The 15,062-nt window shown below is 40.5% G+C and carries 9 protein-coding genes and 1 riboswitch; of the genes, 1 reads left to right on the plus strand and 8 read right to left on the minus strand.

Features of this window, described 5'->3' with window-relative positions:
• Positions 1-7 precede the first annotated feature (7 nt).
• The 8 genes from PASHI_RS18640 to PASHI_RS18675 all read right to left on the minus strand — a co-directional run bounded on the left by PASHI_RS18640 (position 8) and on the right by PASHI_RS18675 (position 13,655).
• Positions 8-640 (minus strand): 2OG-Fe dioxygenase family protein, encoded by a 633-nt coding sequence (locus tag PASHI_RS18640; RefSeq protein ID WP_054552412.1) that lies wholly within the window; start codon positions 638-640, stop codon positions 8-10.
• Between the two features lie 199 nt (positions 641-839).
• Positions 840-4,844 (minus strand): PKD domain-containing protein, encoded by a 4,005-nt coding sequence (locus PASHI_RS18645; RefSeq protein ID WP_062566653.1) that lies wholly within the window; start codon positions 4,842-4,844, stop codon positions 840-842.
• Positions 4,845-4,950: 106 nt separating this feature from the next.
• Positions 4,951-5,955, minus strand: a complete 1,005-nt coding sequence (locus tag PASHI_RS18650) for a hypothetical protein (RefSeq protein WP_055020885.1) — start codon at positions 5,953-5,955, stop codon at positions 4,951-4,953.
• Complete coding sequence (locus tag PASHI_RS18655) at positions 5,955-6,896, minus strand: hypothetical protein (protein WP_054563470.1); 942 nt, start codon at positions 6,894-6,896, stop codon at positions 5,955-5,957. The genes PASHI_RS18650 and PASHI_RS18655 overlap by 1 nt, the downstream gene beginning before the upstream one ends.
• 212 nt (positions 6,897-7,108) lie before the next feature.
• A complete protein-coding gene (acnB, locus tag PASHI_RS18660) occupies positions 7,109-9,706 on the minus strand; it encodes a bifunctional aconitate hydratase 2/2-methylisocitrate dehydratase (protein WP_062566654.1) in 2,598 nt (865 codons plus the stop codon).
• Positions 9,707-10,001: 295 nt separating this feature from the next.
• Complete coding sequence (locus tag PASHI_RS18665; protein WP_054563468.1) at positions 10,002-11,072, minus strand: OmpA family protein; 1,071 nt, start codon at positions 11,070-11,072, stop codon at positions 10,002-10,004.
• Positions 11,073-11,538: 466 nt separating this feature from the next.
• Entirely contained in the window at positions 11,539-12,951 is a 1,413-nt protein-coding gene (locus PASHI_RS18670; RefSeq protein WP_062566655.1) for a protein adenylyltransferase SelO, read from the minus strand.
• A gap of 8 nt (positions 12,952-12,959) precedes the next feature.
• A complete protein-coding gene (locus PASHI_RS18675) occupies positions 12,960-13,655 on the minus strand; it encodes a DNA-3-methyladenine glycosylase I (RefSeq protein ID WP_062566656.1) in 696 nt (231 codons plus the stop codon).
• Between the two features lie 183 nt (positions 13,656-13,838).
• A riboswitch (Lysine riboswitch) is annotated at positions 13,839-14,035 on the plus strand.
• Positions 14,036-14,172: 137 nt separating this feature from the next.
• Here PASHI_RS18675 and dapA point away from each other — a divergent pair.
• Entirely contained in the window at positions 14,173-15,057 is an 885-nt protein-coding gene (dapA, locus tag PASHI_RS18680; protein ID WP_062566657.1) for a 4-hydroxy-tetrahydrodipicolinate synthase, read from the plus strand.
• The last annotated feature ends 5 nt before the right edge of the window (positions 15,058-15,062 follow it).

The raw sequence follows: 15,062 nt of genomic DNA on the forward strand, positions 1-15,062 counted from the left end.
TTTACCCTTACGCAGTTAGTACGAAGCAATCAAGGTAACCTTCTTTGCTTGCATCTAATTTATTCATTGGTGTAGCGTTGTGCCATACTTCACGGTCATTAATCAGTGCGAACATGCCGTCTTTAATTTCCATTTTGAAACATGGCTCAGCTTGTTGGTGTTCATAAACAAGCAGCTCACCACCCTCTAGATTTTCGTGTGATACACCACATACGCATACGTGATCAAAACCATCTTGGTGAACACCTTCTGGCGCAGCGGGTGTGTCACTGTCGATCGCAAGCATTCTGAATTGGTGAATTTCAATAACGCGATCATCGCTGATACCCGTCATATCGCGGAACTGATTCACGATTTGCTTCATACCATCAGTCGCTAATAAGCTATCTTCTAGATTTTCATAGGTACGCTCAACATTACCTTGGAAGGTATTGATTGAGTCATCTTGCACGAATGCTTTTGTTGGTTGTAGTTTTAATTCACCATCAACAACTTTGATTACTGAATAACGACGCTTACGAAATTCACCATCTGCGTATGGGTTAGCAGGTAGGTTAGCAAAAGAAGGCTTAACTGCGTCAATGTGCGCTTGGCTTACAAAACGAAGTTGTAGAAGGTTCTGGTTGTTTAATGTAGTCATTTCGATCTCGCCTTAATACGTTGAGAATATTGGCGAGGATTTTAATCCAATTAGCTGGGAATATTTGCGTTTTTATGTAAACCAGCAAGATATATTGGATAATTTTAAGATCGTTATAGACATTTTTTAGAATATTTAATCTAAAAAATAAAAACAGCCACAAATGTGGCTGTTTTAGGTTGCACAATTTACGACAAGTTTAATTGCTCATAGAAAGGGAAACTTGATCTTGTGACTGACAACTATTGCCTGCTAAATACTTACAGAAAACGAGTTCGGTGCGATTGTTACTGATAAGCTCAAGCAGCGTGTCTTGGCCATTTTCAATAAATGACAATTTACCATCAACCAATTGAACCCCCGTGATACTTTGATCTCCAATCGTCAGTGAGTATTCATAAGACTGACTATCTTCATTATAATCCTGCTCACTTAATGACCATGTTGTGCCATCGCTCTCATATAAAGTGAAGCTATATAAGTCGTAGTCGTAGAATTTATCAACTGCTGTTGAACTAGCATAATCATGTACATATAGATGTGCAGATGATTTTTCTAGCATCCCAGTACCATTATCATCAAACGCCACAGTACGCTCGACAAAATAACGGGCTTCATCAATAGCAATTAGCTTGTAAACAAACTCACCATAAAGGAAACATGTATCCAAGCTAGTATCACAGAAATCAGTTGTTTCCCAACTTCCTGAGCTAGTATCTACATAAAGCCTTCTAATATAGCGGTTATTAATAAAGCTTCCTTGATATGAACTTGTTCCAAAGGTAAAGAAGATTTCACCATCGTCATAAATTTGGATTTCAGCCCAATGCGAATCAATATCATGACCCTCTCTAAATTGATGACGACCAGAAAAATTACTTGCATTAATGGCTACTTCATTACGTTTAACAAACATGCCTGCATCAACATAGTCCCCCTCGTTATCATTACCCTTATCTAAAAATTGGTAACCAACGTTGATGTTTTTAGTAAAATAGAGTGTATCTGTTGAATTATCACTGCTGTGATTAAGTACTAAATTGCTATCAATGATCTGCCAACTAAACGTATCTTGCTCATCACTCAAAATATCTATGTAAGAGCCTGTTCCATCAGCATTGATCTGCATATTTAATAGCACTCCTCCTTGTTCAGCGCTTACAGCCCATTGCCCTACGACATCATCACTAACAACGGCAATTTCATCGCCATCAGAAAATGCATAAACATTGGAACTTTCAGTGCTGGTATTCACTAAAACGTCATTCTCATAATAGCTATATTCAACTGTTAGCCAATGCCAATTAAGCCCTTTTTCTGCCATTGGCATTAATTCAGCGTAACTAATCTCCGTGCGATACTGAACCTCAGTCATGCCATCAGGGAAAGAGGTATATTCTTCCACGACAATACTATCGATAGGTGATAACTCAATGTGATCATCAACTTCATACCAGTTGATATTTGAACTACCGTTGAGAGTTACAGCGCCAGTGTTATCCGCATTTAGTAATAAGCCCAAGGCTGGTGCATTATATAAATCACTATTATTTAGAATATACTCGCCAGCGGCTAATAATGCAGGTTTAAATGTTGCTGTAATTTCGCAATCAGCACCTGTGGTATAGACAAGGTAATAATCTCCTTCAATATATCCTTCGCATCCTGTAATTTCGTCAACAACATACCCTTCATCTGGGCTAATTACGAAAGACGCGTATTGGTACCAATACGAAGTTTGACTGCTAGGTGAGAGACTACCATTCTGAGATGGGTTTACTGTTAACGTTACTTTAGGGCGCTTAGGTAAGTAGCTAATCTGCGTATCAGCTGAACAACTGCTTCCTTGCTGATATCGGCAAATAGTAACAGCATTTTCATCCGCAGAAACCAGCTCAACAAACCACGTATTGCCATCAACTTGATAGCTTAATACGCCATCATTGAACGTTGCTATATGCTCAACACCATCAAAACGGACAACATACCCTACTTCGCCTAAATCATTGTATTGAATGTAAATAGCATCTGTAGAGCTATCATCTTTGTAAAGAGAAATCGCACCATCTAATAGCTCTTCAGTAAAAGCTGAGTATGACAAGTCTTTACTATATTCATAAATGAATACCGATTTAACTTCATCATATGCCTCACCAGCCATAGTGTAATAAGTTAGCGTTCTAATTATGTAGTAGGTGCTACCAACGATATTAATGAATTCATGTTGCATTTCACTTTCAAGGTAACAGTCATCAGCAAAGCCATCACAACTTGAAACAAGACCATATGTTTCTGAATAAAAACGTTTTCTAGAGAAGTTGCCATCTTCAATATGACCTTGGAAACTTGAATTACCTAAACCAATAGCGACACTACCATCAGGATAAATATTCAAATCATAAGATTGAGACGTACCAACAAAACCATGCCAACGACCAATAATATCCTCATCGGTTGTTGTCACATTCGCTTTTTTAACCATTAAGCCTGTTAATGTATTACTTGGCTCATCAAAACTAGTGTCTAATGCAACCACTTGGTAGCCCGCAGAGAGAGCTTTTGTAAACCAGAACTCAATTAACCCAGTTTCACCGTTTTCATCATAACTAATAGATAACTTAGTATCATTGAGCTCCCAACTAAATACCTCAGTACTCTCACCCGTTACATCCCCTGTACCATCGGCATAAAAGCGCAAAGTTTCAGGTTCATCATCAGATGACGCAGAATCATAATCATTGTCTCTTAGGTCTAAAACCCATGTGTTTTCGGTTAACTCTGTAGTATTTAGTGCTATTGTTTTAGCTTTATCAATCAGGTTAGTTGTATAGGTTCGAGTAATTGAAGGTTCCACAACGGGTTCACTACCATTTTGGTAGTCCAATGTTCTTTGTGTGGTTTGAGTCACTTCAATCGTTCTGAAAACCTCATTTTCTGCTAAAACTTGAAAACTAATATCTGTTAATTTTGTTTGCCCAATATAAGATTCATTGCCATCGTTATATTCATCAGTGTAAGTCACTACACTATTTGCTAGTGCTAAGGTATACACCCCTGATTCTTTACTCATTGTCAGTGTTGAGCTTGTATTTGCATTAAGTTCACCCGTACCGTCACTTGCCAGAACAAGGTGATATGCATCATTGTTATAATAACGAGGTGAGTTAACTATAAAATCACCGACAATAGGCTCATCGCTATCAGAAACTAAGTTTTCATCTTTTTTAATTTCTTCTTTCGTCTCTTCAATGAGATCTGGATCTTTCTCATTTACTTCATCTTCAAAATTCTTAGCGATATCTTCGTCACTGACAAGATCGAGTGTGCTCTCGACGCCTTCAGGGAGAACATAATCTGCATTATCCACGATGATTTTGATGAGAGTTGCCAATAAGATCTTTTCGTCAGCATCAACATTTAGCAGTGCTGCGTTTAGCTCTTCGACTGATTGAGGTTCTTCATTATTACGTGTTAAAAGCGCATATTCTGCGGTCGTTACATTCGTGATGTTGACGCCAAAGTTGTCTTCACTATCAAGCGTATTATCCTCACCAGCCTGTTCCAATAACGCTTGAATTGAGCTTAGCTGTGAAACAAAAACAACCCCAGGGTTGGTGCTATCAAGACCTTTTGCTTTAACCAGCACAAGCTTATCACTTGCAGATTCGTCCACAACAAGCTCTATCGTATAGCGACCGGTTTGATCTGCATTGACCGAAAAGACGTCACTACCAACATTAATCTCTAACTCTGCATTAGCAATTGGCTGATCCGTTACTATCCCGGTAATTGTCACTGTTGAAACATTTCGTTTAAATATAACGCTATGCTTTGCTGAAGCTGTTGCCCCGTCGTTATCGGTTACAGTGACAGTGAAATTAACCGTTGTATCAGCGTCTATATCAGGTGTTTGAAAAGTAGCTTCAGCACTCGTTAATCCATCACTTTGTACAAAGTCAAAACTAGCATCAGATGTCCAACTGTAAGAGGCAATGCTACCGTCACTATCTGTGGCAGCGGCACTTAATTTAAAAGAAGTCTGCTCTGCACCTTCTGATTCGGCACTAATAGTAACTGTTGGACTTTGATTAACGGGGTCTACAGGATCTGGTTTAGTTTCAGAGTCACTACCTCCACCTCCCCCACACCCAACTAAAAATAAGGTACCAATAACTGCAGCCAACAGCCGCTTATGAATTAACATACATACTCCATTATATTCACTTATAGCAGGGAAATTCTTAGCCATATAAACGCTAAATCCCTTAACGTTGATAAAAAGCCACAGCGAACTGTGGCTCTTGGTTTACTCAATTAATTGCTTTTCTTACTTGTTGAAGCTGTTCCTGAAAAGAGAGGCCTCTCAGATCACCCAAACCAGCAGCCATGGTCAATGCATAAATTTCACTTTCTAGACTCAGCATGTGCGCTTCAACAGTGTCTTTATCAATAGCCGATTTTTGGGCTAAGTACTCAGCATAGAGACTATTAATACGATCGATTTGTAATGACAATAAAGCAGCTTGTTGTTTAATTTGCTCGTACTCACGATAGTTAGCTTTACTAAATGTTTCACCTTGCTCTAATTGTTTTCGAACGTCCTGATAAACTGTCGGAAATATATCGACTTTTTTTGAGTTAGCTAGCCCATAAATTTTTTCGATATACTGAGAGAAATAAAACTGTACAACGGCGTCTTTTTCTAAATCAATGAGTTGCTCTAATAGCTTAGGTACATACTCAGCAACTTGCTGCTCTTGCCCGTCAATGAGCATCTCCTTTAATTGTTGATGTTGCTTATCGAGCTCTCGATAACGCTTTTCATAAGATGTTTCAGCATCCAATTGATCTAAAATGGCAAACTCATCTCTAATTGGCTGTAAAACCGATGTGATCCTTTGCTTGGCAAGCTGCGCTTCAGTAACCAAGGAAATGACCTCCTGACTTTGAGACATGACTTCATCTGCAACCGTGTCAGATGAGAACAGTGACGCACTTTTTAAAGCATGTTCAGGAGCTAAACGCAGTTCATTAAACTCAGGCTCAAGCACCGCCCAAACTTTACGAGCCTTAGCTACACGCTCCTCATCAAATTGCGCTAAGTTCTCCGTATCTATTTGGTTATAAGCTGTAAGTGCTTCTTGGAAAACACTTTGGGCTTTTTCATAGGCTGCCTGTATTTGTTCGGGGGTCGCCTGTTCTTCTCCTGTAATACTACTCGCAAGAGAACCTAAATCTTGCTGAACAGAATCAATGGTTTTACACCCTGATAAAGAGAATAAAAGTAATGAGCTAATTATGGCGAACTTGTTCATTAATAGCTCCACTGCAAACCAACTGCAAAAGACACATTACTATATTCGACTTCAGGTACGCGCAGACGTTGACCATTTTCAAGATTCTTAGTCACTATATCGCGAGATTTGTATTGCGCATCAATACCGCCCATTAACGCAATATGTGACATTATTTGATAACGTAGCCCGACTCGTCCTAACACACCCCAGCCATTAAAACTGTCGGTTAATGTAGTTGTTTCAAATTGAGTATTTTGAATTTCAGAGTACATGGGTGTACTCAATTCAGCTTCTGCATACCAGCTGTACTTATTAAAACTGTCTTTTAAACGACTATCGTAACGGGCACCTAAAGTAAGCAATATACCCATTTGATCTTCTGACACAGAGACCACGGGGCGTAGCTGGGAGTTATAATCTTGTTGGTCGCCCACATTGTTCGCGTTATTCATACCCGGTAAGGTAAAACGAGCGGGGTTATCTGGATCATCTGAGATAGCAATCAGTGCCTCATCAAATGCAGCCGCACCTGGTTGCACAAAAGCAAAATTTGAGCGTGTAAAACTAGAAGTAAAAAACTTAGTGCCTAAAGTAAACTGTATGGCTTTTGAAAAATTATAAGCACCTTTAAAACCGATCTCATTCGCTTTTGTTTTAAATGCATTTTCTTGAATATCGCCAAACTCTGCCAAATGCCAAGTTTCAGTTTCAATTTCAGTAGAAATTGTTGCAGCACTTTCAATATAGAATCCCCAATCATCATCAATCCCTGTGTATGATATCTGTCGTATTGCGGGATTGGTCACATCAATTGACTGGCTCAACTTGCCAAACCCTGCTACATCATTAAGAGTTTCACTATAGCTAATCGTTTCAAAACCGAGTCGGACTTCACTAAAAGAGGGGTTAACAGCAAGAGCCGAACCACTGAGGGGGAGTAAAAGAAGAAGTGCTTTCATTGTTCAATTCCTTGATTTGCAAAATCTATGCAGCCAAGAAATGATGCCCGCCTTCCTTGGTTACAACATTAAACACAAAGTTACAACTGTTAACTTTTAACAATAATCAGTGTAGACAAATGTATTAATTTTACAAACCAAACTGAACAAAAACTTAATAAAAAAGCCCGCTAGGTGCGGGCTTTTATACTAGTAAATTTAATTATTACTAATTATACAGCTTGCTGAACGATCACTTGGTCTGCCTTTTTAGTGTATTGAGGCATACGGTGGAAGTTCAGGTAACGATAAGTATCAGCTGCAGTTGCATTGATCTTATCTGCATACTCTTGGTACTCAGCAGGTGTAGGTAATTTACCTAAGATTGCCGCTACTGCTGCAAGCTCTGCTGATGCTAAGAATACGTTAGCGCCAGTACCTAGACGGTTAGGGAAGTTACGCGTAGAGGTAGAAACAACAGTTGCTTTATCAGCAACACGTGCTTGGTTACCCATACATAGTGAACACCCTGGAGTTTCGATACGTGCACCTACGCGACCAAAGATACCGTAGTAACCTTCATCAGTAAGCTGGTCTTTATCCATCTTCGTTGGTGGTGCAACCCAAAGTTGAGTTGGGATACGACCACTGAAACCATCTAGTAGTTTACCTGCAGCACGGAAGTGACCGATGTTAGTCATACAAGAACCGATGAATACTTCATCGATTTTCTCGCCTGTTACGTCAGAAAGAAGACGTGCATCATCTGGGTCATTTGGAGCACAAAGGATTGGCTCTTTGATATCAGCTAGGTCGATTTCAAGTACGTGTTTGTACTCTGCATCAGCATCAGCTTCCATAAGTTCAGGGTTAGCTAACCACTCTTGCATTGCATTGATACGACGCTCAATAGTACGAACATCACCGTAACCTTCAGAGATCATCCATTTAAGCATTACGATGTTTGACTCTAGGTATTCAGCGATAGACTCTTTAGAAAGTTTAACTGTACAACCTGCCGCTGAACGCTCAGCTGACGCATCAGAAAGCTCGAAAGCTTGCTCAACTGTTAGGTGCTCAACACCTTCGATTTCTAGTACACGACCAGAGAATTCGTTGATCTTACCTTTCTTCTCAACAGTAAGAAGACCTTCTTTAATACCGTAGTAAGGGATAGCATGTACTAGATCACGTAATGTGATACCTGGCTGCATTTCACCTTTGAAACGTACTAAGATTGACTCAGGCATATCAAGAGGCATTACACCAGTTGCTGCTGCGAATGCTACCGCACCTGAACCCGCTGGGAATGAAATACCTAGAGGGAAACGAGTATGCGAGTCACCACCAGTACCTACTGTATCTGGTAATAACATACGGTTTAACCATGAGTGGATTACACCGTCACCTGGACGAAGTGATACACCGCCACGATTCATGATGAAATCAGGAAGTGTGTGGTGAGTGTTTACGTCGATTGGCTTAGGATAAGCTGATGTATGACAGAAAGACTGCATTGTTAAATCTGCAGAGAAGCCTAAACATGCTAGATCTTTAAGTTCGTCACGCGTCATAGGACCTGTTGTATCTTGAGAACCAACAGTTGTCATTTTCGGCTCACAGTATTGGCCAGGACGTACGCCAGGCATGTTACATGCTTTACCAACCATCTTCTGAGCTAATGTGAAGCCTTTACCAGAATCTGTTACAAGAGCAGGCTTGCGGAAGATATCTTCAGCTTCCATACCTAGTGATGCACGCGCTTTATCAGTTAAACCACGACCGATGATTAGTGGAATACGACCACCAGCACGCACTTCATCAAGAATTACGTCTGATTTAAGAGAGAAAGTAGAGATTACTTCATCAGTACCGTGACGCTTAACAACACCTTCGTATGGGAAGATATCGATTTGGTCACCCATGTTTAGCTCATCAACAGGAAGTTCGATTGGTAATGCACCAGAGTCTTCCATTGTGTTGAAGAAGATAGGAGCGATTTTACCGCCTAAACATACACCACCAACGCGTTTGTTTGGTACGTGAGGAATATCATCACCCATGAACCAAAGTACTGAGTTAGTTGCAGATTTACGAGAAGAACCCGTACCAACTACATCACCAACGTATGCAAGAGGTAAACCTTTCGTTTTAAGCTCTTCTAGTTGTGAGATTGGACCAACTTCACCTGGTTTTTCAGGATTGATACCATCACGTTCGTTCTTCAGCATTGCTAAAGCGTGCAGTGGAATATCAGGGCGAGACCATGCATCTGGTGCAGGAGAAAGGTCATCTGTATTTGTTTCGCCAGTTACTTTGAATACGGTAACTGAGATTTTTTCAGCAACTGCAGGCTTGTTTACAAACCATTCTGCATTTGCCCAAGATTCGATTACTTGCTTAGCAAATTCGTTACCTGCTTTCGCTTTTTCTTCTACATCATAGAAAGCATCGAACATTAATAATGTGTTTGATAAACCTTTAACAACGATCGGCGCTAACGCTTCGTCATCTAGAAGATCAATCATAGGTGCGATGTTGTAACCACCTAGCATAGTACCAAGTAGCTCAGCTGCTTTTTCTTTTGATACAAGTGGAGAGCTCGCTTCACCTTTTGCAACTGCAGCTAAGAAACCTGCTTTGATGTAAGCAGCATCATCAACACCCGGTGGTACGCGGTTAACTAGAAGATCAACAATAAACTCTTCTTCGCCTGCCGGTGGGTTTTTGATTAATTCAATAAGATCAGCCGTTTGCTGAGCATCTAATGGCGCTGGTACGATACCTAACGCGGCACGTTCTTCTACGTGTTTACGATATTCTTGTAGCACAATATTGCCCTCTTGGTGACGTGAAAGTACTCGGTAGTATTAAGCTAAATACCAATTAAGACCCAGTACTTATAGTATTCTGACGGTTAATTATAAAGCTTTTAAGTATAGATGAAAATCCATGCTGTAAGTAAGGAGTTTAATATTCACTATAAATACCATGAATAGTACTAGAAAAAAACGCTATTCAAATGAATATTTATTAAGAATCATTCCTATCTACTTACTTTATAGGTGTTAGAAATGAAAAAACCCAGCACTAGGCTGGGTTTTCAAATTTGCGTAAAGGGTTAGATTAACGCTCTACTTTTACACGCTCAATTACAGTTACTTTCGCTTCAACACGACGGTTTTCAGCATGAGCTTCTGGCGTATTTGCTGGGTTTTTAAGGCGCTCTTCACCTAAACCAACAGTAGTAAGACGCATTGGGTCAATACCGTCTTCGATTAGTTTCTTAGCAACAGCATCAGCACGTTTCTTAGATAACCACTTGTTGTAGTCAGCTTTACCTACTGATGAAGTGTGACCTTCAAGTACTACGTCAGTACCTGGGTGCTCTTTTAAGAACTTAGCAGCGCGGTCAATGTCATCTAAGTATTGTTGAGATACTTTAGACGTGTTGTTAGGGAACGTGATTAGTAAGCTCTTAGTTACTTCACGATCTTCATATAATGTACAGCCAGTACCATCAACAGCGTCAGTCATTGGCGTGTTTGCACATTGGTCATCAGCATCAGGAATGTTATCGCCATCGCTATCAACTGGCTCAACCGCAACAGGAACAACTGTTGGAGCAGGTTCAACTGGCTCAGAAGCTGAGCTTTGCGCACCAAAGATATAGCTTAGGCCTAATTTAGCGCCAACATCTGTGTAACCACGGTCAAGACCTTGGTATAAAGATGTTTCAGCGTTAAACGCGAAGTTATCTGTGAAGTAGTGTTGGTAACCAGCACCTACGTTTGCGAACATTAGATCTTCGTCAACCGCATCAAGATTTTTTAGACCGAAAATACCGTAGAATGGACCACCACCTAAGTGATATAAAGCGTCAATACCGTAACGTTTGCCACTTTCAGTACCGCTAACAGAAGTACCGTCATTTAGATCAGCTTTCCAATCGAAGTCCATGTCAGCATATTCTAAACGAGCGCTCCAGTAATCACTAAAACGGTAACCTAGCTCTAAACCCCAACCTGTAGAGTCATCAACATCAAGGCCACCTGGAGTGTAGTCGCGGACATTTTCCCAAGAATTATCATAGTAGTCGCCAAATGCGCCGATGTAGAAACCTTGCTTTTCGGCAGCGAAGCTTGAAGCACTAGTTGCAGCAAGTGCTAAAGCAATAGTAAGTGATTTTAATTTCATTGTTTCCTTCCCATTTTCACAATTAAAATTGTAGCTAAGTCAAACCAGCTCAATCAGTTTAAACAGAGTAGTCGACTAATAGTTAATCAAAACTTAACGAACTCGGTACAGAACAAAAATCTTGCCGAGTAATTTCAGTCAATTACCCAAATAATAGGTTATCTAAATAACTTTGCGTAACAATGCCTTTAGATCGCTTTGTTATGATTAGGTGAAAGTCGATTCAGCCTAATCTACTGACTTCAAAACCGATAAAAGTCCATTCCCAATTACATTATTATATTGGTTATTTTTAAATCAACAAGTTGAAAGCAACTTTATTTGTAAATTTTCGTTAAAAAGCAAAACTTTAGTGCTATTTTATTGATATAAATCATAACACTGGCAGCTAACTTGCTCAATCAACGAACACTCAGATTTAAAAAAATGAGCATTTACAATTGTTATCAACCATAAAGATTAACCCTTAAGTACCACAAAAAGTTTGGTAATTACAATCCCCTTCCTTCGGAGGTTGATACCATGCCGCAAATTCTTCCTCATACTCATATGGTTTTTGAATGACTTTTAAAAACTCATTGATTGATGAACTAGATCCTGTCTTTTCATACTCAGCCAAGATCATTTCAATATTATGATTACGCGGAATGACTGCAGGATTAACGGCTCGCATTGTGTTGTAACTTTCAGCTGATGTTCTGAGCCTCCATTTTGAAACCCATCCTTTTAAATTAGAATCTATAACAAACTCTTTCACTAAAGATTCAGTAAGTGCATTGAAAGTGTTGGTGTAATCAAGTTGGTGTTGCTTCATTAACCCCAGTAACTCTGAAACTAAAGCGTGATCGCCTTCTTGCTGACCTGCTAATCCTAATTTCTGCTGCCACATAGTATTAAATGCATCATTAAATTTAGCAGCAAAACCATTCACAACCGGTGAGAGTTGCTCAACGGCAGCATCTTGATCAGTAAATAAAGGAATTAAGCTTTCAGCTAAACGCGCAATATTCCAATTGGCAATATTGGGTTGATTACCAAACGCGTAGCGCCCTTGATGGTCAATCGAACTAAACACCGTGTCTAAGTCAAACTGATTCATCATCGCGCAGGGGCCATAGTCAATGGTTTCACCACTAATCAAAGTATTATCTGTATTCATAACGCCATGTATAAAGCCAATTCGCATCCAGCTGATAACCAGCTCAATTTGCTTATCTAGCACGGCGGTTAAAAATTCAATATAACGCTGCTCACCATTACTGCTGATGTCAGGAAAGTGACAATCAACTGCGTAATCGACTAGCTTTTCTAGCCCTTCTATATCACCTTGTGTAGCTAAGTATTGAAATGAGCCAACACGGATATGACTCTTAGCTAAGCGAGTGACAACTGCACCCGGGCGAGGTGGCTGGCGATATACCGTTTCGCCAGTTGTAACCACAGCTAAACAACGCGTAGTAGCGATACCTAAAGCATGAAGTGCCTCACTCATAATGTACTCTCGTACAGCTGGACCAATAGCACAGCGACCATCACCACCACGTGAGAATACCGTTGCTCCTGCACCTTTTAACTGTAAGTCCCACTGCGTGCCATTTTGATCTGTAATAGCACCAAGCAAATGTGCTCTGCCATCACCAAGACGCGGTGAAAAATGACCAAATTGGTGACCTGAGTAACCAAGTGCAACTGGCGCAACATCTTTATCTATTGCTGACCCAGATAGCAATTTAGCTAAAAATTCGCTGTCGTGATTAATCGCAAAATTATCAGCGAGTTTGTCATTGAATAGCAGTAATTGCGGCTTAGCAACGGCGCTAGGCATATCTTTAATAGCAAGCAGTTCACTAATATCTGTGTATCGGGTTTGCAGTTTCATAACTGTCCTTAACGTGTTGCTACACCTACACGATTATCGCCTACACCATAGGCCACTAGTTGGCTTAGTGCCTGCAGGCTGTAACCGCTTTGCTGTTGTAATTCATTGAAAAAATTTTGTGCTGCTTGTAACGATTTTTTAGTTTGTAAGCCGCCATCAATTAACTCATGGGCACGCAAGTAGGCTTCTACATCGCGAGAAAGTAAAAAGGTATCTTTACCAAGCGCTCGCAAAGCGTATGGGCCAGTATTTCCTCCTAAACGCGCACCATGCTTTTTAAGATAGGCCCACAAACCAATAATATTGTTAGTTGGCCAATCTGCAATAAATTGGCTAAAACTACCATGTTTTTCGGCAACTTCGTGGATCATGTACGCATTTTCTGGGATCGTTTGTACTTTTTTAAAATTACGAACAATTCGCTCATCACTGGCTTTTTGCTCAAGCATATCTGGCGGCATCATCAACAACTTTTCTACGCTGAAATCCCAAAACACATCACGAAAACCAGCCCATTTATTATTGATAACAGACCAATAAAAACCGCTTTGAAAGACTTTACGCGTAAACTCTTCTAACCATAAATCGTCATGCATTTTGGCAATATCAGTATCATCGAGCGGGTTTGATAACAATGCATGCAGCATTTCTTCGCTGCCTTTTCGAGATACGGCTCGCTGATAAATATCGTTAAATTTTTCCATCATTTTTCCAATTTATTTGGTTAACGCTAAGTGTACGTAAAAACACGCTTATACGTAACCATGTTGCAAAATCGGTCACTAAAAAACAAATCCTTCGCCTTGACACCTAGATGGCTAAAATGCTTTAATCGCCGCCAATACCCTATTTAACTATGTTGGCTTTAACCTTTAAAGCGAGCATAAAGGGCTGGAAGAGGTGCGTTATTCAGGTAGCGTATGGGAAGAGCACAGACTCTGTTGATCATACGTGAGGGGAATTAACGCCGAGAAGTAACACCGTTTGTGAGGTGCTTATTTCGGGCGACTGGGCTGAATCCCAGCGACTGTCACCAACAATAGCAAAGCGCTATTGATTAGTTTGGTGGAGAGCTTCTGGTCTTAGTATAATAAGGCCTTCGCGTCTTTATTATTTTAAGCCCATTCGCTCTTCGAATTATACCTTGTTCGAACGACGACATGCGGCTCCATTCAAATGTTCCCGCATAAACTCTTCGAATACCTTATAAGTTCGTGAGAGATGATCAACAATTTTGATTTAAACGACTATCCATTGTGGACAGCGCTTGTCACGCCATTTTCTGAATCTGGCGAGGTCGATTACACGGCCCTTGAACAACTGGTCGCTGAGCAGCAAGATGCAAATAACGGCATTTTATTGCTTGGCAGTACCGGTGAAGGACTGGCGCTTTCACTCAAAGAGCAACAAGCCATTGTTGAACATGTTTGTCAATTAGCACCAAGTGTCCCACTCATGGTTGCTGTGGGCGGCATGAACCTTAAGCAACAAATTGCTTGGGTTGAATACTGCAACCAACTACCTATTCATGGCTACCTGTTAGGTTCACCTCTGTATGCAAAACCTGGGGTTGTTGGCCAAACACATTGGTTTAAAAGCCTACTAGACGCAAGTAACCACCCTTGTATGTTGTATAACGTACCAGGACGCAGCGCAGTTGAGATTTCACCACAGGTGATCAAAAACCTTGCTGAGCACAAAAATCTTTGGGCCTTAAAAGAAGCCAGTGGCGACATTAGCAAATTTGAAGGCTTTAGAACGGCATCACCAACACTGGCTATTTTCAGTGGCGATGATGCACTTATGCCATATTTTGCTCAAGCGGGTGCAAAAGGTTTAGTTTCGGTTGCCGCGAATGCTTGGCCGAGTCAAACCCATGAGTTTGTTAAACGCAGTTTAAGTGGTCAATACCCAAATCTATTCACCGATTGGTCGCAAGCAATCCAAAGTTTATTCGCTGTGGCAAACCCAATCCCCGTAAAAGTACTGATGCACCTGCAAGGTAAAATAAATACCCCGCATTTACGTCCACCGCTTACGCATTTAGAGCTTGAGCAAACAGACAGCATCACCCACGCAAACAACACAATTTTATCTTGGAACTAAAAACA

Origin of the sequence: Pseudoalteromonas shioyasakiensis (assembly GCF_001550135.1) — a bacterium.
In the GTDB taxonomy this organism is placed as follows: domain Bacteria; phylum Pseudomonadota; class Gammaproteobacteria; order Enterobacterales; family Alteromonadaceae; genus Pseudoalteromonas; species Pseudoalteromonas shioyasakiensis.